This is a genomic window from Erysipelatoclostridium sp. DFI.2.3, from assembly GCF_019132535.1.
Classification (GTDB): Bacteria; Bacillota_I; Bacilli_A; order Erysipelotrichales; family Erysipelotrichaceae; genus Clostridium_AQ; species Clostridium_AQ innocuum.
Genome location: NZ_JAHOOJ010000013.1, coordinates 19,203 through 38,434 on the forward strand (window position 1 = coordinate 19,203; position 19,232 = coordinate 38,434).

The following is a 19,232-nucleotide window of genomic DNA, read 5'->3' on the forward strand; positions in this document are numbered from 1 at the left end:
AAAGGAGTGATGGTGTGGATAAGATCAGTGTCATTATACCCTGTCATAATAATGCGGGAGCATTACGCAGAGTGTATACGGATGTCCTGCGGGAAGTAAAGAAGCTGCCGGTCAGCTATGAGCTTCTTTTTATTGACAATGCGTCCAGAGACGGAAGCTCCGCTATTCTGCGCTTGCTGTCACAGCAGGATTATGCATGCCATTACGTATCACTGAATCACCGTGTTACGCCGGTGTCTGCTATATTTCTGGGAGCACAGCTGTCAAACGGTGACTTTCTTATGCTCACCGACACCCGTCATCCCGCCTATCTCATACCGGAGCTGTACCGAACCCTCTGTGGCAGGACGCAATGCTGCGGCGGCGACCTCATTACCGGTAACAGACATATGCGAAAGCAGCCCTTTTTTAAGCTTCTGCGCAGGGAATGTGTCGGTGAGGCTTTACAGACTGAGGATATCTCTGCATTTCGCAAAATACTGCTGCAGGATGATACCGGGACTGTATGGCTTCCTTATACGGAGCTGGAGCGCAGTCTGATCACCTGGCAGGATCGGTTGTATTCTCTTATGATAACATATGGAAATTGTGTTCTCACCTATATCGGAATGGGCGTCTTTATATTACTTACCGGTGTTCCCTGTTTCCTATTGTTTATGATGTTTCTGGATTTGTTGTATGCCGTCCTGCTTTATACAGGACTTTTCATAAGCCTGCTCTTCCTGTTCACCCGTTTTCGGCATCACCCATATTTCTTTCGGCATGAACAGCTTCTGCTTACGGATATCAGAGAAAGCACGCTGCCGAATCCACCCATTCAAAAGCCGGATATATCCAAGCTGTAGCATTTTGAATCCTGTGGGGATCTATGAAGGCTTTCATACGGATAATATGAAAATGGCACAGATAAACCGAAACCGGTAATCCTATGCCGTTTTTTCTTTATGAAGCCAGCACTAAGGCAGACATCAAAGAAGAGATATCCCCTGTTTGTCTATAGCCTTAACCTCCATTTACTGCTTGATTGCTGTGCAGCATACAAAATACGTTTTGTTATGGAACCGCTTCTCTGCTTGCCGCAGAAGTTCCTTCTTCCTTGTAATTGCAAATACCGTACTTCCGCTGCCACTCATCAGCACCGCTTCAAACCCCATACTCTGCAGCTGGTGTTTGATGTCCGCAATTTCCGGAACCAGCTGAAAGGCACTGTATTCCAGGGAATTGGATATGACACTTGAAAGCTGCGCAAGGTCGCCCTGCTGTAATGCATGGATAACCTCATTGCAGTTCGGATGGTCGCATTTCTCAAAATCAAGCATAGAAAAAGCTTTCCCGGTAGGTACGCCCATCGCTGGCTTCACCAGAAGAATATGAAAATCGCAAGGCATGGCGAACGGTGTTATCCTTTCGCCAATCCCCTTTACCAGAGCACAGGTTTCCATGATGCAGAACGGTACATCTGCGCCAACCTGCTTTCCCAGCTGTGCCAGCTCCTCCAGTGAGATATCCAGCTTCAGCAAATCACGGATTCCGCGCATGACTGCAGCGGCATCTGCACTTCCTCCGGCAAGTCCTGCCTGTGCGGGGATACGCTTCTCCACATGCACATGGAAGCATTCCGATAGGGAAAAGGTCCTTCGCATCAGCTCCACCGCCTGAACGATTGTATTCGTTTCATCCATCCGCAGCTGTGCATCACTACACGTATAGCAGTCCTCACTGGACAGTGTTATGGTAAGCTCATCATGGAGCATCAGAGGAACCATAATCATTTCCAGCTCATGATACCCGTCATCCCGCCTGCATACGACATTCAGGCAGATGTTAATTTTCGCATGTGCTTTTACTTTCATTTCTATGTACCTCATATAAGTTGATAAATTCCGCAAGTGTGACGCTTTCTGCCCGTCTTGTGCAGTCTATACCGCTTTTCTCAAGCTCTGCACGCGCCTGCTGCTTATCCTGACAAAATTCCCCGTAATTGTTCAGTATGGTCTTTCTTCTCTGGCGAAAGCAAGCCTTGACCAATGGAAAAAAACTTTCTTCCTCGATATTCTGCGGTGTATCCCTGAAACGGAACTGCAAGACTGCGCTGTCCACATTCGGCTTTGGCAGGAAAACGTTTTTCGGCACCTTCATCACCGGGGTTACCTCACAGCGATACTGTGTGATAATACTTAACGCATTGTAATCCTTGGTATTTACTTCAGCAGCGAAGCGGTCTGCGACCTCCTTCTGCATCATGACGGTGATTGCCGCAACGTCCGCTTTGGATTCAAAGATTTTAAACAGAATCGGAGTCGTGATATAGTATGGCAGATTGGCAGCAATGACGACATCATAGCCCTCTTCCCTGTACGTTCTGCACCATTCTTTCAAATCGATTTCTAAAAAATCAGACATGACCAGCTCAAAATTGTCATATTCCTGCAGTGTGTCTGCCAGAACATCAGGAAGCCGCTCATCAATTTCAAAGGATACAACCTTTTTTGCATACTCACACAGATACTGTGTCAATGCACCGATACCGGGTCCTATTTCAAATACCACGCAGTGATCCGACAGGACTGCATGTCGTGCAATTTTATCGACAATTCCGGATTCAATCAGAAAATTCTGTCCGTAATTTTTTTTCGCAAACATTCCATGTGTTTCCAGAATTTCCTTTGTTCTGGAAGGTGTCGCAATGGGTTTCTTCATAAGCTTATCCTTTCTAAAACAGCAGATAGAAGGTGGATACCAGCAATTCTATCAGCAGATATACAATACCTGTCAAAAGCACTGCATACAACAGGTTTTTTATAATTCGAATCAGATTACTGTATTTTGTCGTGCTTTTGACATCAAACAACAGCGGCAGCGCAAACAATAGAAGGGTAAAGACGAAAAGAAGCGGCTTCCTCAATGCCTCCTCCTCCACTCGCACACAATACAGCAATGAAAACAGATACAGCAAATTGCATGTCATTTTGAAGATTCTTCGCTTCGTATACAGCTTCATATCCAGAAGCGGCAGCGGCTGATCAAGATTTTCATGATAGAAAATAACGCTCAGACCGTTTCGGCAAAGCACGTTCCATCCCTCGGCCAGAAAGATGCTTTCATCTGCATCGTATTTCACATCATAGAAGCAAACCCGCACATGCCGTCGTTTTCCCTCTACAAAACGAAAATTCATCAAAGAGCCAAGCATGACATAGCGAAAGGAGGACAATTCCCATCCCTCCTGCAGGATTTCAGATACCCAGCCTTCCAGTTGTTCCTTGGGACGCAGGGCAAACGTTACCTTAACAAGCTCATTCATATGGCTGTCCAAGCAGCTTTTCCACATCTGTTTTATGCAGCTGCAGCATATTCAGACGCTTGAAAAGTGTTTTGGCATTCGGTTTTCCCAGATGCAGGGAGCGGGCAATCTGCGCTCTCTTTTCGGCACTGTCCTCTCTGCCGTTTAGTCCCAGATCCAGATATTCCTCATAGCTCAGTGTAACCTGCAGATGTTCATCAAAGGTCATCAGATGCGTTAATGCCTCCAGAATATCTTCCTTGCAGGCATGCTCCACACCAACCTTTTTGCTTGTTTTGGCCTTTGCCTTATCAATGAAGGCATTTTTACAGCCGGGTACTGCCGCATTGATGCAGGAACGTATTTTTTCTCCGGGAAAATCCGGATCGGTAAATATAATCACACCGCGCGTTTTCTGAGCAAGTCTGATCTGTCGCAGGATTTCTTTCCCCAAATGCGTACCGTTTGTTTCTATGGTATCACAGTCCAGAAAGCTTTTCAGTACATTTGTGTCGTTTTTTCCCTCAACCACAAGGATTTCTTTCATCTTCACAAGCATCAGCCTTTCCTTAATTACTATAGTACCATAATTATATCATTTTAAATATAGAGAATACCAGCTTAGCTTTTTGTAAAAGCAAAAGGACACAGAAAACCAGCTTCCATGTCCTGATGATTATAATGCACAGCTTCTGGCTCCGTTTTTACCACCCTCACGGATGATCTGCGCCTTTGCCTGTGTGTTTTTCACCGGTACGATAGCACCGGAGTTCTCACTGCCGATATACAGGTCGATATGATTTCCCTGAATAGCCCCGCCTCGGTCCAGTACAATGGCATAGTAGGGCTGATCCGGTGTAATACCACTTCCACTCAGACCGTGATCACTGATTTTCAGTATCGAGCAAAGCGGAATGCTTGGGTCTGCGGCAACGATATAATAATTACCATACCGGATACCCGGCTGCCATGAGCCATCCGGCATCTGTACACCAAGGGTTAAATCCAGTGCCACACCTAGGGAAGTACCGCCGCGGCCGCTTTCGCCGCCACATCCATAGCAGTCAACGCCGTAGGTTGTGATTTTCGGACTGAATGCCTGTGAGGACTCCTTTTCCATCCTTTTCAGGCGTTCCTGTTCTTTTCTTTTTTTCTCCAGCTGCACTTGACGCTTCCGTTCCTTTACAACCTTTTCTTTCATTTTTTTCGCATAGCCTTCGACATCGGATTTCATCAGCAGCACACCATGCTCATCCCTCATGCTGCGAAACATGGAGCCACTTTTTTGCATAGGACCATAGGCATGAAAAGCCATGGCGGCCATGCTGGTATCCTTTGTCTGAATCAGACTGTTTGTATGAAGGGTATCCTGAGATACCGTATGTTTGTTATTCACAGTGTTCAGTGACTTCTGCGGTACAGAGGCACTGGAAGCACATCCATATAAAGCGAAAACACAGATGAATAAAGCGAATTTTATTCGTTTTGAGTTCATTGATGTTCCTCCTTTTACGAAACAGACACTAGTCTAGCATACTTTTTTTGACTTGTCCAATATTTTTGTTTTTTAACATGCATTTATGTTTATTTTCCCCTCTACATTGTATTTTATACATATGAATTTGCAGAGGCATTTATGCCAGACCCTTTAAATAAAGGTATCTATGAACTATATTATGTCAGATATCTGATTTTTATGTGAAAATTTATTTGTGATAATTCGGTATCTGTTCACAAATGATATTTGTTTTTTCATTTGTTTCAGTTTTCTGAAACCGCTGTCGCTCCCCTGTTTATCGCTTTATCGCACCGTTTTCTCCACTTGTGAAGAAAATACGAAAAAAAGCCCTATTTTCGGGCAATTTTATTTCTATTCTTCGATTCCGTATTCCTTTTCCAGATAGTCATCATACGTTGTTCGGCGGTCAATGATACCGTCATCTCTGATTTCTATGATACGATTTGCGATTGTCTGAATGAATTGATGGTCATGACTTACAAAAATCAGTTCTCCCGGATATTTTATCAGAGCATTATTCAATGTCTGAATGGATTCCAGATCCAGATGGTTGATCGGATCATCCATCAACAGCAGATTTCCCGCCTCCAGCATCGTCTTGGACAGCATACAGCGCGCCTTCTCTCCACCGGATAACACATTGACAGGCTTCAGCGGTTCTTCTCCGCTAAACAGCATTCTTCCAAGGAAACCGCGGATAAAGGACATATCATCGATATCCGTATACTGGCTCAGCCACTCACAGATACTCTGCGTACCTTCAAAATACGCGCTGTTATCATCCGGTATGTAGGAAACCTTGATGGTCTGTCCAAGCTGAATGCTTCCGGCATCCGGTGTCAGCTCCTGTGCAATCAGCTTTAACAGCAGAGTGGTTTTCAGTGGATTGCCAATCAGCGCCACCTTATCTCCCTTCATCATGTTAAAGGAGATATTTGTCAGTCTGCAATCTTCGACCTGTTTCTCTACATCCTCAATATACAATATAGAACGACCACTCTCCCTCTCCGGTTTAAATTCAATAAACGGATATTTTCGAGTAGATGGCTGTAAATCATCCAGTGTTATCTTATCCAGAATTTTCTTTCGTGATGTCGCCTGTCTGGATTTGGAAGCATTGGCAGAGAAGCGGGCAATAAAGTCTTCCAGCTCTTTGATTTTCTCTTCCTTTTTGCTGTTGGCATCCTTCAGCTGACGGCTGATCAGCTGGCTGGATTCATACCAGAAATCATAATTTCCCGCAAACAGCTTAATCTTGCCATAATCCACATCGGCAATATGTGTACATACCTTGTTTAAAAAGTGACGGTCATGACTGACTACGATGACCGTGTTCTCATAATTCATCAGGAAATGCTCGAGCCAGGAGCATGCCTTGATATCCAGATGGTTGGTAGGCTCATCCAGCAGCAGCGTATTCGGCTTTCCAAACAACGCCTGTGCCAGCAGCACCTTTACCTTATCACTACCGGACAGCTCCTTCATCAATACATCATGCAGATCCACTGAAATTCCCAGGCCGTTTAACAGCGTTGCCGCGTTACTTTCCGCATTCCAGCCATCCATATCCGCAAAGGCCGCTTCCAGCTCACCGGCACGGATACCGTCTGCTTCACTGAAATCCTCCTTGCAGTAAATTTCATCCTTTTCCCGTTTTACTTCATACAGCTTTGTATTTCCCATCAGTACCGTTTCCAGTACCGTGTACTCATCAAAAGCAAAGTGATCCTGCTTCAGAGTAAATACTGTTTCATTCGGCTTGATGATGACAGAGCCGGTATCCGGCTTCAGCTCACCGCTGAGTACTCTCAGGAATGTGGATTTCCCGGCACCGTTTGCCCCGATCAGGCCATAACAGTTACCATCTGTGAATTTTAAGTTTACATTATCATACAGTGTTCGTGATCCAAAACGTACACTGACATTTTGCGTTTCTATCATTTTTCTACCTCCGGTGTTAACAATTATGCATTATATCATACAAACCGTCAAATGTGCAGAAAACATACGGGAATCTACGCTTCCTTATATATAAGAGGGTCTTTCCCCTCCCAATACCATACATTTTCTATCCCAAAGGGTCAGATTTTCATTCACCATCTACATTTGAGGGCTCACAGTATTTGATAATAAACTGTATTTTTTAATATACAATTTCTACTATACAATAGGTATGAAAATGAAATATGGCAGGCACCTAGCCTATTTCAGAGCCGCTTTCTTTGATATCGGCAACACCTGCTTTAATCAGGTGCATGGACAGATTCCACCTGCAAATATAGATGCAGTACACAGACTGCAGGAAAAAGGCTTTCACTATGAGCCCTATTTTGAGAAGCTGTTGGATGTCGCAATTACCTATTCCGGCCATCGCAATACGGATTTAATTCCGGCAGGCGTGACAAAAGCCACAGGCATTCACCAGCTGATGAAGCTGTGGAGGCTTCCCGGACACGATTATCTATGCTTTGGCGATATCAGAACAGATATTCCCATGCTAAAGGACGTGTGTCTTGGTATTGCCATGGAACATGCGAAAAAGGAAGTAATGCTCCATGCAGATGCGGTATGCGTCCGCAGTGACTGTAACGGTATTTCGAGTTTTCTAAGAGCATCCTCTCTTATAAAAAAGGAATCGTATGCCGCATTCTAAGAAAATATAAAATGTTTCCATATGCAGATGAACTGCGTATAGAAACATTTTTATATGATATTTTCAGTTGACTGATGAGAGCTTTACGAAAACAGCAGCTCCATAGATTCCTTACTGTTGATTTGAACAATTTTATAAAAGTATTCTTTCTGATCCATATCCGCACGCTCCAGATCCTCTTCGATACAGCCATCCCGCAGATACAGCAGCCGCCTGGAATAGCTCGCAATCATGGCATCATGAGTCACCATAAGGATTGTGACCTTCTCACGCTCATTCAGCTCCTTTAGGATTGTGAGCAGTGTATGTGAATTTTTGGAATCCAGACTGCCGGTTGGTTCATCTGCCACAATCAGCTTGGGCTTGTTAATCAGGGCTCTTGCGACAGCACATCGCTGACACTGTCCTCCGGAGCATTCCACCGGATATTTATCCAGTACATCCACTAGCTCCAGCCTCTCTGCGGTTTGCTGCACACGTATTCCGATTTCCTCCTTCGACATGTTTGACAGGGTAAGAGGCAATGCGATATTTTCCTTCAGCGTCAGAGTATCCATCAAATTAAAGGACTGAAAGATAAATCCTAGATTTTCATACCGGAATTTTCCCGTTTGAGATTCCAGCATACTGTAGACATCAATGCCATTGATCTTCACCTTTCCCTTTGTCGGCGTATCAATTGTGGAAAGGTTGTTGATCAGCGTGGACTTCCCGGAACCGCTGGGTCCCATGATACATATAAAATCTCCTTCGTGCACTTCCAGTGAAATGCCGCGCAATGCTTCAAATTCATTTTTTGTATGACGATTATAAATCTTCGTTATATTCTTAGCTTCCAATATAGTATTCATATTCTGCTCTCCTATTCCTCCATATATGCTTCCATCAGATCCTGACGGAAAATCAGTTTCATATAAATGCGATACATCACCACAGCTGCCACCAGCAAAAAGCCGATATACAAGCCGTGCAGCTGTAATACAAAGCTCCACGCCACATCCCCTCCTGCCGCAAACAATGAAGTTATGACCAGTAAAGGCGGCAGAGATAACAACAGAATGATGCCGTAAAAGCCGACGATTTCCTGCTTGATAATTTTTCGGATATCCGTTTTCAAATACCCGATTGCCGTCATATTGCGAAAGACCTGACACTTACTCAATCCGTCGGCAGACAGCTTATAAACAAGACAGATACTGATTTGAAGCATCGATACGAGAAAGGCGATCATAACAACCATAAAAGTTGCCGTGTCGTTATAAAATTTACACAGATATAGAAATAATACCGCTGTCGACAATAAAATAATCGTAACCAGAAGATTTCCGTTGACCATGCTGTAGCGCAGATTTCCCAAAGATATCAGAAAATGGCGATTTTCTGCAAACATCCGTTTTTTCATCAGGGTTAATACATCCGGAAGTATATAACGAAATACATTCCCTGCGCCGAATACGATGGCTACACCAAGATATATCAGAAAAATGGCATTCATATAATGATAATCAATCGAGAACAGCAGATATATGGTCAACGCATACACACATACATATACGATTTTCATAAATACCTGCTTCTGTTTTCCAATCGGATTCATCGACCGTCTGGCACGCAGCAGTTCATTCATGGAATCCATGCGATAGACAAAGCCTGCATCGACAATAACCAGCCATACGGAAACAATCACAAGGGTAGCGATGCAATATCCAAGGGCTGCGGAAGAAAAGGTGAATACAGGTGCCTGTATATTCATCGACAGATAGATGACATGATTCACCAGCGGAAACACACAGCAGCCGGCAAGAGCTCCCAGCGGTGCTGCAATTCCCATGATCATAAAATTTTGCACAATCAGGAACTTGGCTATTCGAATAATACTGCTACCGCTGATCATCATTACACCAATATCATGTGTTTTTGACATCAGAAAAAATTTGTTTGAAAAAAAGACTGTCAGTATGCAGATGAAAATCATAAACAAAGACAGCATCATCGTAAAGATTCCGGATCCGATGCCTCCATCAAAGGAAGCAACAAGCGACATTCCACCCTGTGACATTGCAGAGGCATCACGCAATGACTCACTTCCGTAATAGGGATTTGCGATGATTGCGAAAAACATCGTAATCACAAGGGAAGCGGAGAACATCGAGAATGCGAAAAAGAACGCATCTGCAGGCTTGTATAAGAAAAACGAAGTAATTCCATATACTCTCCTCCATAGTTTTAAACATCTAGCCATTGTAAACGTTAACACAGAAAAGTTTGCTTTGCAAGACTCAAAGAGGATGATGTCCTACCTTTCCTTTAATTTTATGCATGCAGCAGCAACTGGATTCAGAATTTTCCACAGACATGGCATTTATATGACAAGCTATGACAACGACAGCAGATTATCGGTGAAAGAAAATGAGATATCCATCTTCAAAAGTAAATGCATCCCATACACCCTGCCTGAAAAACAAGGGCTCTCACTCCCCTTTGATGCAGCTGTGCAAACGAAGATACCTCCACCCAATACAGTCAAGTTTTCTCGCTGCGTGTATTTCCTGTTATAAAAAGCGGTGCAGCGGTTTTTAGTTCTAACACAGTAACATATAAATGATTAAGCTGTTTAAAAGAAAAAGGTGTCTGATAAAGAGATTCTGATGTCACAGACAAATGCTTAACCGTAGTAAATTGAAGCGAATGAATAAAAGGGAAGATGATATAAGGCTAAGGCTGCCACATCTTCCTTTTCATAAATATTATAAAATTTCATAAAAAGCTACTTCTATTATATCCTAAGGCAAATAAGCCTCTGAATTTTCATTTATTTTCTCATAGACAGCAGGATTTCCCCATGTCCAGGTACCTTTTTGTGCACCGATTTCAAAGTGCAGCATGGCGATTCCCAAATCCACCATTTCAAAGGAATCCGTATGGGCAACCTCAGCATAAGCACGATCCTTTTCCTGACGGAAGCGCACCGGCTGTTTAAAAAGTGCTGAGGGTGCCAGCTGCACTGCCTCCATTCCGTTTTTCATCCAATCCGGACTGTGCGCTGTGATATCTGACATTTCCTCCACGGTTTTTCCTCTGTGCCGTGTTGCATGCGAAATCAGCTGTTCCTTTAAGGTTTTCTTATGTGCGGTATAGCCGATCGCGATAACGCAGTACAGCTTCTCATCTTCCTTTACATAGGGCTTTAAAGCATCTTTCGCAAAGGTACCGCCAACCCAGCAGGTTCCCATATTGCGCTCTACCGCCTCCAGAATCAGTCGTTCACCGAAATATCCCAGCTTCTCCTGCATATATACATCACGGGAATTGCCCATCATCATAATGAAATTCTCAACATTGTGAAACATGCCGTAGCTGTTGCGAAATCCCTTAAAGATTTCCGGATGTCCGCATACCAGCTTCATATGCAATCCGTGCTTCTGGTTATACATATGAATGCGTTCCTTTAAAAAGGCTGCATCCTCATCCCGCAATTTCTCTCGCAGATAGCTTCTTCGGGAATGTCTTTTATACATAGCTTCCTTCAGCATCTCAGTTCCCCCTGTTCCTGTCTTCAAACCGCAGCTCGTTGCGGAATTTCAACGGCAGATCATATAGAATTTCCTGATTCACAATAGCAAAGCAATCCTGATCGGCATACTTTTGAGGTGCATGTGCATCCAGACCATAGACGATATCCACATCATAGGTACAGGCAATCTCCCAGAAGCTGCGATATGGATAGGTGTAGCGAAATTCCTCTCCCAGCTTGCGTTTCCCATAGCGCAGGCCGTTCAGATTGACCTCCAGAATAACCCCGTGCTTTTGTGCACTTGCACAGATTCTATGGGCAGCCTCACAACAGGCTTCTGTCCAGACTTCCTTTCCAAACATAAACAGATCAGGATGCGCAATGATATCCGGTAATCCCTTCTCACAGGCCTTTTCAATCAGGGAAGCATAGTGCAGTACATCCGCATCGCTGTGATTATCATAAAATTCCGGCGCATACAATGCAGGGCCATGCTGTCCGAGAATGAGATAATCCATCTCTTCCTTATATTGCATAAGCTCATCCAGCTGTTCCTCAAAATATTCGATTTCCATCCCCAGACGGATTTCGATTTGATCCTGATAAGTATGCTGCAGCTTTCTCACACTGCTCACATAGTCTGCAAGCTCTTCCACCCGCATACGCTCTCCCGGTGCATCACCGTTACGATACGGGGCATGGTCACTGAAACCCATATACCGATACCCATTCTTTATCGCTTCCTTTACATACGCTTCATCACTTCCTACAGCATGCCCGCACCGTTCTGTATGACTGTGATAGTTAAAATTCTGCATGTTTCCGCCTCCTTCCATAAACTTCTATATTATATAGGAAAAGCTATAGCTCCTCCTCATAAGTGAACCCAAGACCCTGTACTTCATTTGCTTCCATTACGATAACAAATGCCTCCGGATCGATATGCGACACCAGATGCTCCAGCTCCGGCAGCTGCTTTTTGGATACCACAGCCATTATGACCGGTCGTTTCTCAGAAGAATAGCCGCCGGTTGCTTCCAGAATCGTAGTCCCGCGCTCCAACACCTCATGAATACGGTCCATAATTTCCGTATGCTTATTGGATACGATCATCACATTACGCGCATCATGTCCACCGATCATCATGGTTTTATTGATCATATAGCTGCTTACCCAGACTGACAGAATTCCTGTAAGTGCAGCCTGCAGTCCGTATACGGCAGCACCAAGCAGTACGGTAAGCGCGTCCACAATCAAAACCAGTGTCGGAAGCGGTATATGGGTATACTTGTTAATGATCAGTGGTGGAATATCCATACCACCGGTACTGGCACCTGTACGAAACACACAGCCGACACCGATGCCCATCAGCGCACCGCCGTAAATGGTGGCTAAATATTTATCCATGATAAAGGTATCCGGAGCAATCACATGTTTTGCCAGATAGGACAGTAAAGTAAGCAGCAGCGGATAACAGATTGTACTCAGAATCGTTTTTGCCGCAAACTTTTTCCCCAGGACAAGTGATCCTGCAAGAAACAGTACGACGGTCAGTACATTGATCACCAGTTCAGGATTCAAATGAATCAGCGGCTCCAGTGCGATTGCAACACCCGCCAGGCCCCCCGTCAGTACATCATTGGGCAATATAAACCAGGCAACCCCCATGGCCAGAGCAATATTTCCCGCAAGGATCCACAACGTATCCTGCACCAATTCTTTATTGCTTAATTTCAAAAGTATCCCTTCTCTCTTTCATGCTCCTTCATTATAGCATATTTTAGAACGATATCCCGTACTCTTCCCTATTGTGTGTCTACTTATAGTATCTATTCATATCAGCAGTGTAATGTTTATCATTTTAAAGCATGAAAAAGAAAGATACTCCACCATTAAAAACGATGAAATATCTCCTTTGTTTTATTTATAAGTTAATCCAACTCCTCGCCATTTGTTTCTATAACCTTTTTGTACCAGGCGAAGCTGTCTTTTTTTATTCTTTCCCCACTGCCCTTTCCATAATCATCATAATCCACATAAATGAATCCATAGCGTTTTGACATTTCAGAAGAGGAACAGGAAATGATGTCAATCGGTCCCCATGCATAATAGCCTCTGACATCCACACCATCACGGATTGCTTCTTTGATCTGTTCGAAATGATTCCGATAGAAATCAACACGGTACGGATCATGAATATGACCATTTTCCAGTTTATCATAGAACCCGCTTCCGTTTTCTGTAATATAAATCGGCTTCTGATAACGATCCCAGAAGGTATTCAATAAAATTCTCAATCCGATCGGATCATAGGTCCAGCCCCATTCATTTGCGGGCAGTTCTTTATTACGGATGGAGTCATTTCCGTTTTCAAAGCTTTCTTTTGTCACAATACGAGTGTAATAATAGGAGAAGGAGAAGAAATCACATGTATTCTTCAAATCCTCTTCATCCTGTTCTCCAAATTCCACATGAATATCATGATCCTCGAAGAAGCGCAGGGCATATCCCGGATACACGCCTCTCAAAAGTACATCCGAGTAAAAATATTCCATCTGATTATGCTGAAGGGCTGCCAGCTGATCCTCCGGCTTGGAAGTTGCCGCATAATCATGTCCGCCGCACAGCATCATACCAATTTGTAAATCCGGATACGTTGCGTGTGCATATCGTGTAGCGCGTGCACAAGCGACCATTTCATTATGCACAGCCTGATATTTCGCACTCTTTAAATCATCAACCATATCTTCGGCAACACCCAGATGGTTAAAGGATTCATGAGAAATCAAGTTGATCTGGTTTACCAGAATCCAGTGCTTAACCTTATCATGATAGCGGTCAAAAATCACTTTGCAGTAGTTCTCAAAGAAAGAAATGGTTTCTCTGGAATACCAGCCCTTGTACTTCAGCGTAAGATGTAACGGCATTTCATAATGGGACACGGTAATCATCGGCACCATATTGTGTTTGAGAATCTCATCGAAAAGCGCATCATAGAACTTTAAGCCTTCCTCATTAGGAGCTTCATCATCCCCATTCGGAAATATTCTCGCCCAGTTGATGCTGGTACGGAAGGTCTTCAGTCCTAATTCAGCCAGCAGTCTGAGATCCTCTTTATATGTATGGTAGAAATCAATACCCCGGCGTTTTGGAAACACCCTTCCATCATTGTTTCCGGCGTTCATTGCATCCTTCACGTAGGCGGAAGTAACTTCATCATTATATTTCTTTGTAATATCAATATCATCACGGAACTCATTGATATCCGCAACACAAAGTCCTTTTCCTCCTGCTGTATAGGCACCCTCCAGCTGATTTGCAGCTACAGCGCCGCCCCACAGGAAATCTTTTGGAAAACCATTCGGTATTCTTGCCATATTTGCCTCCTTAACAATCTTTATTTTCCAATGCAGAGATACGTTTCTCATAAGCACTGAATATTTTCAGCAGCTGTTTCGCAATATTGATTTCACTGTAAATCGTCATTAACGTATCCTGTGCATGCGCAAACAGAAGAGAATATTCCGACTCATCACCACGGGTTTCTCCCTGAATTGCATCGGTCTGCACTTTATGAGCCTCTGTAATTTTTGTTTGTGCTTCCTTTAATTTTACCTCAGCTGTTTCAAAATCCGCTTCGGATATGGCATCCAGTGCCTCCTTGCATGCGACCCGGGCATCCCCGGCATGCAAGATAATAGACATTGCGGATTGTACTGTTTGTTCACTCATCATAATAACTCTCCTCTCACTATTATTCAGCAGCTGCTTCTGTTGCAGTTTCCTCATCAATACACTGCTTTTCATAGGCTTTGAAGAACGGGTACCAGATCGCACCGCCGACAACAAATATAATCAGCATGACTGCAATGGCCATAATGGATCCTTCCGATGTGATCCATGTGGAAATCGGGAATGGACAATACCACATTTCAAACTGAATTTTAGGAATTGGGGCAATGGCGATTACCTTACATGCGATCCACACCAATGCCGGTAACACGATACCGTTAATCCACATAGGCAGCATCATAACAGGGTTCCATGCAATACAGCCGAACACCACAGGTTCATTGATATTGAAAATCGTTGGTCCAATACAGGCACGACCTAAAGATTTCAGCTTCTTCGACTTGGATAATGCAAGGAAGATAACCAGCGGCATGGTGCAGGCAATTCCACCGATCCACAGATAGCAGGTATAGACGCAGGATTCCGTATACATGTTCAGGTTCGCTACAGACGCTGTTCCTGCAGTTGCCAGTGCGATATTTGCGGCGATGCTCTGTAACTTTACAGGAGATGTCGCAGGTGCAAGAACCCATGAAGAAATACCCATGGAATAAATAAAGCATTCCAGAAAGCAGACCAGGATGAATCCATACCATGTATTCATAATACCCTGTAATGGCATAAAGAAGGAAGTGATAATCGCATATAAATCGATGTTCAATACCTGTACCACAATAAACCCGGTGAATATGATTCCGCCAATTGGCAATAATGCATCAAACCACTGACGTACAAAATCCGGGATTGCACTGTCTTCTTTAAAGAATGAGAATTTGCCAAACAGATTAAATACAATACTGGTCACAATACCGGTAAACATTGCACAGAACATTCCGCCTGCACCAAATGCACTGGAACCAAACCCCGGTTCCCCTGCTTTGACAAGCTCCGGAGTAATGGATATAAAGAATAGAATCAGACCGGTTGCACCGGCGATAATTCTCTGCTTTCTCAATCGTTTCTTCTCACAGAAGTTAAACGGAATCAGAAAGCTGACAAGTACAGAAATCATTCCCATTGTCCACCCATAAGGTGTCCAGAAGGAAAAGGGCAGAGTCACAAACCCTTCGATAACCGTTCCCACACAAAACAGGGATCCCAGCAGGATAAATGGCAGTACCTGCATGATAGAGTCCTTTATCGTAACGACCCAGGTGTTGTGGTTAAACTTATTCATTTTCGGCGCAAAACTATTTTCAAGCCAGTTTATTAAATTATTCATATGTATCTCCCTTTCTCAGTAACGATTATTTTTCCATTTCCTCAAGTAAGTGGGCAATCGCCATTTCTCCGTTTAATACAGAGTAATAATCCGGTTCCATTAAAATTACCTTGACATCCTCCCCATGTGTATACTCCTCAACCTCATCCAGAATATAAGCCAGGTGTGGTCCAACCATCAGGACATTGATTTCATCAATATAGTTTTCAATCTCTGATTCACTACGTGCTTTGATATCAATATCAAGTCCCTGTTTGGATGCAGCCTTTCTCATATTGGCTGCCATGAATCCGGAGCTTGCTCCGGAACCGCAGACGAGTAATACATTTAATTTTTCCATAATAATCTTCCTTTCAGGCTTCTTCGCCTCATCACACCTATAGTATGCCAAATCGGTTTTTAAATTTCTAATCATGTTTTGCACGCTGTAGGGGCAGATAATTATTTTCCCCAAGCTCGTGCAAAATTCTGGTTGAGAATTACAGTCCGGTAAAATATAATTTTAACATATAGTGATTTCTGAACAAAAAGCAGGTGATGAAATGAAACAGAAAAACAAAGAGCTACTCCGTGCTTTATTTGACCTACAACCGGCAAATACCAATTTATTAGCCAATCATCTGAATGTTTCTGTACGCAGTATCAAAAATTATGTGCGTGAAATCAATGAAGAATATCCCGAAGCTATTCATTCATCAAGGGAAGGATACCGTCTGGATATGGAATTAGCGAAATCCATACTGGATGAAACTGCAGATCATATTCCCCAGACTTCGGAAGAACGTGTAATCTATATTTTAAATCAGCTGATCAATCATCATCAGGAGGAAGCAATTGATATATATGATTTATGTGATGAATTGTTTATCAGCCTTTCTACCATCAAGAATGAGCTGCAAAAAGTCAAGCGCAGACTGGCAAAATATGATTTGGAATTAGTAAGTCAGAAAGATCAGATTTCTATAAAAGGATTAGAAAAAAACAAGCGCAAATTACTCAGCACCCTGTTATATAATGAATCCAATGTTAATTTTGTCAATTTAAAATCATTACAAAACTCCTTTCTGGATATTGATATTCCGTATATTAAGAATACGGTATTACAGATATTTGAGGATTACCATTATTTTATCAATGACTATTCTTTAATCAATCTGGTCTTGCATATCACCATTGCGATTGACCGTATCCGGAAGAACAATATCAATACAACGAGCATTGACCAGCAGCCGGCGGTTCACCTGCATGAGTATGAGCTTGCGGAAAAAGTGGCAGGACGTCTGGAAGAACATTTTCATATCACCTACAGTAAGGCGGAAATTTATGAAATGACACTGCTGATTATTTCCAGGGCAACAACAATTGATTATAAAAGTATCAATGCCGCAAACCTGGAGGATTTTATCGGAAAGGAATGTCTGAATCTGGTAAAAGAGCTGATTCTCGATATCAACTCCTTCTATTATATTGATTTGAGTGAACAGGAATTTCTTATCCGGTTCGCCCTTCATATCAAAAATTTACTGGTGCGCTCCAAGAACAATTACTTCAGTAAAAATCCACTCGCGGATGGTATTAAAACCTCCTGTCCTCTGATTTATGATGTATCGGTTTCTCTTGCCGCAACGATAAAAGAAAAAACAGGAATTTCTATAAACGATGATGAAATTGCCTATATTGCCTTTCATCTGGGAAGCGCCCTGGAGGCACAGAAAAGCCTGACAGAAAAAATAACTGTAGCGTTGTATTGTCCCAGCTATTACGATATGAGTCTGAAGGTTACCGATGTGATCAAGCGCTATTATTCTGATGAATTGCTGATTACAAATATACTTACCGATGAAAGTGATTTTGATAAAATTAAGGATACAAATCTCATCATAACTACAATACCTGTTTCTGTAATTACTTCCATACCTATGATACAGATTAGCATATTCCTCAATCAAAAGGACAGGCAGCTGTTAAATGAAAAAATAGAAACAATCCGTAAATTAAAAAAACGCAGCGTTTTTGAAGGCTATTTGAAAGAGCTGCTTCTGCCTGATTTCTTTGAGGTCCTGAAGAGTGGATTTTCTACAGAAAAAGAGTGTATAACATATATGGTAAATAAACTGATTGTGCATGGATATGTGGATGATGAATTTGAGAATGAAATAATATCCCGTGAGAATATGTCCTCGACAGCTTTTGGCAGCTTTGCGATTCCGCATGCAATGAAAATGCATGCCAAAAAGACAGGGATGAATATTGTTATCAGTGAAACGCCGATATCATGGAACCAGCAGGATGTGTATCTGGTGCTCATGCTTTGCTTTAACAAAAGTGACCGTTATATTTTCAATGAGATTTTTGATCCGATTACCATGATTTTAAGCACACCGGAAAATGTCAAGAAGCTGTGCGGATGTCAATCCTATGAGGACTTCATTTCCACGATGTCGGATCTGTTACAGTGAAGCAGGCTTAAAATTTTCCTGCATGTAGTTTACCGTTTGAACTAAGTAGAAACCCGGCATGCTCGACATACCGGGTTTTACTTTATTATGAAGCAAGCAGCTGCTTCTTTCTATACATGTACACATACAGCACGAGCACAAGAGCAAAATTTATCAGTATCACAACAAATGACTGTGCGGACAGAACAATCGTAGAGCTGTTGTTGATCTGCTCATAAATCTGTTGAGAATATAGAAATTTTCCAACATTGCGTATGGAGGCATTAAACATTGACAGCATGGGAATAAAGGAAGTAAGCAGCATGGCAGGAACGGACAGACCGCTGGCAGCCGTCTGATTATCACTCACAACCCCAATCAGTGCGCCAATAACTGAGGAAATCAGAATACCGCATGCATTCAGCAGCAGAAACATCCACAGCTCCTGCAGGGAGAATTTCCCCAGTAATCCCATAAACAGCACACCTGCCATACAAAATACAAACACATACGCTCCTATGCCCAGCAGATATTCCATCGGTTTTACATTCGACATCATGAGCATACGTAAAGAGCCCTTCTCCTTTTCCTCACTGATGATCGCAGACAGGATGAGAATCGGAGCCATGCATACATACATAACAGAAAACAGATTTACAAAGTATCTTTTCGGCAGTTCAAATTCGCCGGCGGAAAGTGTCAGAATTGCTGCGATTGCCGGAAACATCACAAACTGTACAAGCGTAGGCTTATTACGAAAGGTGTCCTTTAGCTGCTTACGGATGATTGCATATATATGAGAAGGCTTCAT

Annotated in this window: 19 protein-coding genes; 3 read left to right on the forward strand and 16 right to left on the reverse strand. The window is 42.9% G+C overall.

Features of this window, described 5'->3' with window-relative positions; genetic code table 11:
* Window positions 1–14: 14 nt before the first annotated feature.
* Window positions 15–845 (forward strand): glycosyltransferase, encoded by an 831-nt coding sequence (locus KSZ58_RS13930; protein ID WP_009270129.1) that lies wholly within the window; start codon window positions 15–17, stop codon window positions 843–845.
* A gap of 168 nt (window positions 846–1,013) precedes the next feature.
* Here the strand turns inward: KSZ58_RS13930 and ispE are convergent, their stop codons facing one another.
* The 6 genes from ispE to KSZ58_RS13960 all read right to left on the reverse strand — a co-directional run bounded on the left by ispE (window position 1,014) and on the right by KSZ58_RS13960 (window position 6,743).
* Window positions 1,014–1,853: a 4-(cytidine 5'-diphospho)-2-C-methyl-D-erythritol kinase gene (ispE, locus tag KSZ58_RS13935; RefSeq protein WP_009270128.1), complete on the reverse strand. Its 840-nt coding sequence runs from the start codon at window positions 1,851–1,853 to the stop codon at window positions 1,014–1,016.
* Entirely contained in the window at window positions 1,825–2,700 is an 876-nt protein-coding gene (gene rsmA / locus KSZ58_RS13940) for a 16S rRNA (adenine(1518)-N(6)/adenine(1519)-N(6))-dimethyltransferase RsmA (protein WP_009270127.1), read from the reverse strand. Before rsmA ends, ispE begins: the two co-directional genes overlap by 29 nt.
* 13 nt (window positions 2,701–2,713) lie before the next feature.
* Window positions 2,714–3,304 carry a hypothetical protein gene (locus KSZ58_RS13945; protein ID WP_009270126.1) on the reverse strand — a complete coding sequence of 197 codons (591 nt, stop codon included), beginning with the start codon at window positions 3,302–3,304 and terminating at the stop codon, window positions 2,714–2,716.
* Complete coding sequence (gene rnmV / locus KSZ58_RS13950) at window positions 3,297–3,842, reverse strand: ribonuclease M5 (protein WP_008818097.1); 546 nt, start codon at window positions 3,840–3,842, stop codon at window positions 3,297–3,299. The genes KSZ58_RS13945 and rnmV overlap by 8 nt, the downstream gene beginning before the upstream one ends.
* Before the next feature lie 117 nt (window positions 3,843–3,959).
* A complete protein-coding gene (locus KSZ58_RS13955) occupies window positions 3,960–4,778 on the reverse strand; it encodes a 3D domain-containing protein (protein WP_002606796.1) in 819 nt (272 codons plus the stop codon).
* A gap of 375 nt (window positions 4,779–5,153) precedes the next feature.
* Window positions 5,154–6,743 (reverse strand): ABC-F family ATP-binding cassette domain-containing protein, encoded by a 1,590-nt coding sequence (locus KSZ58_RS13960; protein WP_008818096.1) that lies wholly within the window; start codon window positions 6,741–6,743, stop codon window positions 5,154–5,156.
* 232 nt (window positions 6,744–6,975) lie between these two features.
* On the opposite strand from KSZ58_RS13960, the gene KSZ58_RS13965 reads away from it, so the two are divergent.
* Window positions 6,976–7,455, forward strand: a complete 480-nt coding sequence (locus tag KSZ58_RS13965) for an HAD family hydrolase (protein WP_021420175.1) — start codon at window positions 6,976–6,978, stop codon at window positions 7,453–7,455.
* A gap of 83 nt (window positions 7,456–7,538) precedes the next feature.
* Here KSZ58_RS13965 and KSZ58_RS13970 read toward each other — a convergent pair whose 3' ends face one another.
* The 9 genes from KSZ58_RS13970 to KSZ58_RS14010 all read right to left on the reverse strand — a co-directional run bounded on the left by KSZ58_RS13970 (window position 7,539) and on the right by KSZ58_RS14010 (window position 16,323).
* Window positions 7,539–8,306 carry an ABC transporter ATP-binding protein gene (locus KSZ58_RS13970; RefSeq protein ID WP_008818094.1) on the reverse strand — a complete coding sequence of 256 codons (768 nt, stop codon included), beginning with the start codon at window positions 8,304–8,306 and terminating at the stop codon, window positions 7,539–7,541.
* An 11-nt stretch (window positions 8,307–8,317) separates the two neighbouring features.
* Entirely contained in the window at window positions 8,318–9,697 is a 1,380-nt protein-coding gene (locus KSZ58_RS13975; RefSeq protein ID WP_224727365.1) for a hypothetical protein, read from the reverse strand.
* A 541-nt stretch (window positions 9,698–10,238) separates the two neighbouring features.
* The gene (locus tag KSZ58_RS13980) at window positions 10,239–10,973 is read right to left on the reverse strand and encodes a nitroreductase family protein (protein ID WP_224720939.1); all 735 of its coding nucleotides are present in this window, start codon (window positions 10,971–10,973) and stop codon (window positions 10,239–10,241) included.
* Window positions 10,974–10,989: 16 nt separating this feature from the next.
* A complete protein-coding gene (locus KSZ58_RS13985; protein WP_008818091.1) occupies window positions 10,990–11,787 on the reverse strand; it encodes a histidinol-phosphatase in 798 nt (265 codons plus the stop codon).
* Between the two features lie 43 nt (window positions 11,788–11,830).
* Entirely contained in the window at window positions 11,831–12,706 is an 876-nt protein-coding gene (locus KSZ58_RS13990) for a YitT family protein (RefSeq protein ID WP_002606782.1), read from the reverse strand.
* A 194-nt stretch (window positions 12,707–12,900) separates the two neighbouring features.
* Complete coding sequence (locus KSZ58_RS13995; RefSeq protein ID WP_009270124.1) at window positions 12,901–14,346, reverse strand: glycoside hydrolase family 1 protein; 1,446 nt, start codon at window positions 14,344–14,346, stop codon at window positions 12,901–12,903.
* 10 nt (window positions 14,347–14,356) lie between these two features.
* On the reverse strand, window positions 14,357–14,704 hold the full coding sequence (locus KSZ58_RS14000; protein ID WP_009270123.1) for a PTS lactose/cellobiose transporter subunit IIA: 348 nt from the start codon (window positions 14,702–14,704) through the stop codon (window positions 14,357–14,359).
* A gap of 19 nt (window positions 14,705–14,723) precedes the next feature.
* Window positions 14,724–15,983 carry a PTS sugar transporter subunit IIC gene (locus KSZ58_RS14005; protein WP_008818088.1) on the reverse strand — a complete coding sequence of 420 codons (1,260 nt, stop codon included), beginning with the start codon at window positions 15,981–15,983 and terminating at the stop codon, window positions 14,724–14,726.
* A 25-nt stretch (window positions 15,984–16,008) separates the two neighbouring features.
* Window positions 16,009–16,323, reverse strand: a complete 315-nt coding sequence (locus tag KSZ58_RS14010) for a PTS sugar transporter subunit IIB (protein WP_008818087.1) — start codon at window positions 16,321–16,323, stop codon at window positions 16,009–16,011.
* A gap of 202 nt (window positions 16,324–16,525) precedes the next feature.
* On the opposite strand from KSZ58_RS14010, the gene KSZ58_RS14015 reads away from it, so the two are divergent.
* A complete protein-coding gene (locus KSZ58_RS14015) occupies window positions 16,526–18,442 on the forward strand; it encodes a BglG family transcription antiterminator (RefSeq protein ID WP_009270122.1) in 1,917 nt (638 codons plus the stop codon).
* An 85-nt stretch (window positions 18,443–18,527) separates the two neighbouring features.
* Here KSZ58_RS14015 and KSZ58_RS14020 read toward each other — a convergent pair whose 3' ends face one another.
* Entirely contained in the window at window positions 18,528–19,232 is a 705-nt protein-coding gene (locus KSZ58_RS14020; RefSeq protein ID WP_008818085.1) for an ABC transporter permease, read from the reverse strand.

What these genes read in the sequence shown, in the direction of transcription:
- rnmV (WP_008818097.1), bottom strand. Translation starts at nt 3,842, where the DNA reads ATGCTTGTGAAGATGAAAGAAATCCTTGTGGTTGAGGGAAAAAACGAC.
- KSZ58_RS14005 (WP_008818088.1), bottom strand. Translation starts at nt 15,983, where the DNA reads ATGAATAATTTAATAAACTGGCTTGAAAATAGTTTTGCGCCGAAAATG.
- rsmA (WP_009270127.1), bottom strand. Translation starts at nt 2,700, where the DNA reads ATGAAGAAACCCATTGCGACACCTTCCAGAACAAAGGAAATTCTGGAA.
- KSZ58_RS14020 (WP_008818085.1), bottom strand. Translation starts at nt 19,232, where the DNA reads ATGAAGCCTTCTCATATATATGCAATCATCCGTAAGCAGCTAAAGGAC.
- ispE (WP_009270128.1), bottom strand. Translation starts at nt 1,853, where the DNA reads ATGAAAGTAAAAGCACATGCGAAAATTAACATCTGCCTGAATGTCGTA.
- KSZ58_RS13975 (WP_224727365.1), bottom strand. Translation starts at nt 9,697, where the DNA reads ATGGCTAGATGTTTAAAACTATGGAGGAGAGTATATGGAATTACTTCG.
- KSZ58_RS13960 (WP_008818096.1), bottom strand. Translation starts at nt 6,743, where the DNA reads ATGATAGAAACGCAAAATGTCAGTGTACGTTTTGGATCACGAACACTG.
- KSZ58_RS13955 (WP_002606796.1), bottom strand. Translation starts at nt 4,778, where the DNA reads ATGAACTCAAAACGAATAAAATTCGCTTTATTCATCTGTGTTTTCGCT.
- KSZ58_RS13995 (WP_009270124.1), bottom strand. Translation starts at nt 14,346, where the DNA reads ATGGCAAGAATACCGAATGGTTTTCCAAAAGATTTCCTGTGGGGCGGC.
- KSZ58_RS13980 (WP_224720939.1), bottom strand. Translation starts at nt 10,973, where the DNA reads ATGTATAAAAGACATTCCCGAAGAAGCTATCTGCGAGAGAAATTGCGG.
- KSZ58_RS14000 (WP_009270123.1), bottom strand. Translation starts at nt 14,704, where the DNA reads ATGATGAGTGAACAAACAGTACAATCCGCAATGTCTATTATCTTGCAT.
- KSZ58_RS14015 (WP_009270122.1), top strand. Translation starts at nt 16,526, where the DNA reads ATGAAACAGAAAAACAAAGAGCTACTCCGTGCTTTATTTGACCTACAA.
- KSZ58_RS13985 (WP_008818091.1), bottom strand. Translation starts at nt 11,787, where the DNA reads ATGCAGAATTTTAACTATCACAGTCATACAGAACGGTGCGGGCATGCT.
- KSZ58_RS13945 (WP_009270126.1), bottom strand. Translation starts at nt 3,304, where the DNA reads ATGAATGAGCTTGTTAAGGTAACGTTTGCCCTGCGTCCCAAGGAACAA.
- KSZ58_RS14010 (WP_008818087.1), bottom strand. Translation starts at nt 16,323, where the DNA reads ATGGAAAAATTAAATGTATTACTCGTCTGCGGTTCCGGAGCAAGCTCC.
- KSZ58_RS13970 (WP_008818094.1), bottom strand. Translation starts at nt 8,306, where the DNA reads ATGAATACTATATTGGAAGCTAAGAATATAACGAAGATTTATAATCGT.
- KSZ58_RS13965 (WP_021420175.1), top strand. Translation starts at nt 6,976, where the DNA reads ATGAAAATGAAATATGGCAGGCACCTAGCCTATTTCAGAGCCGCTTTC.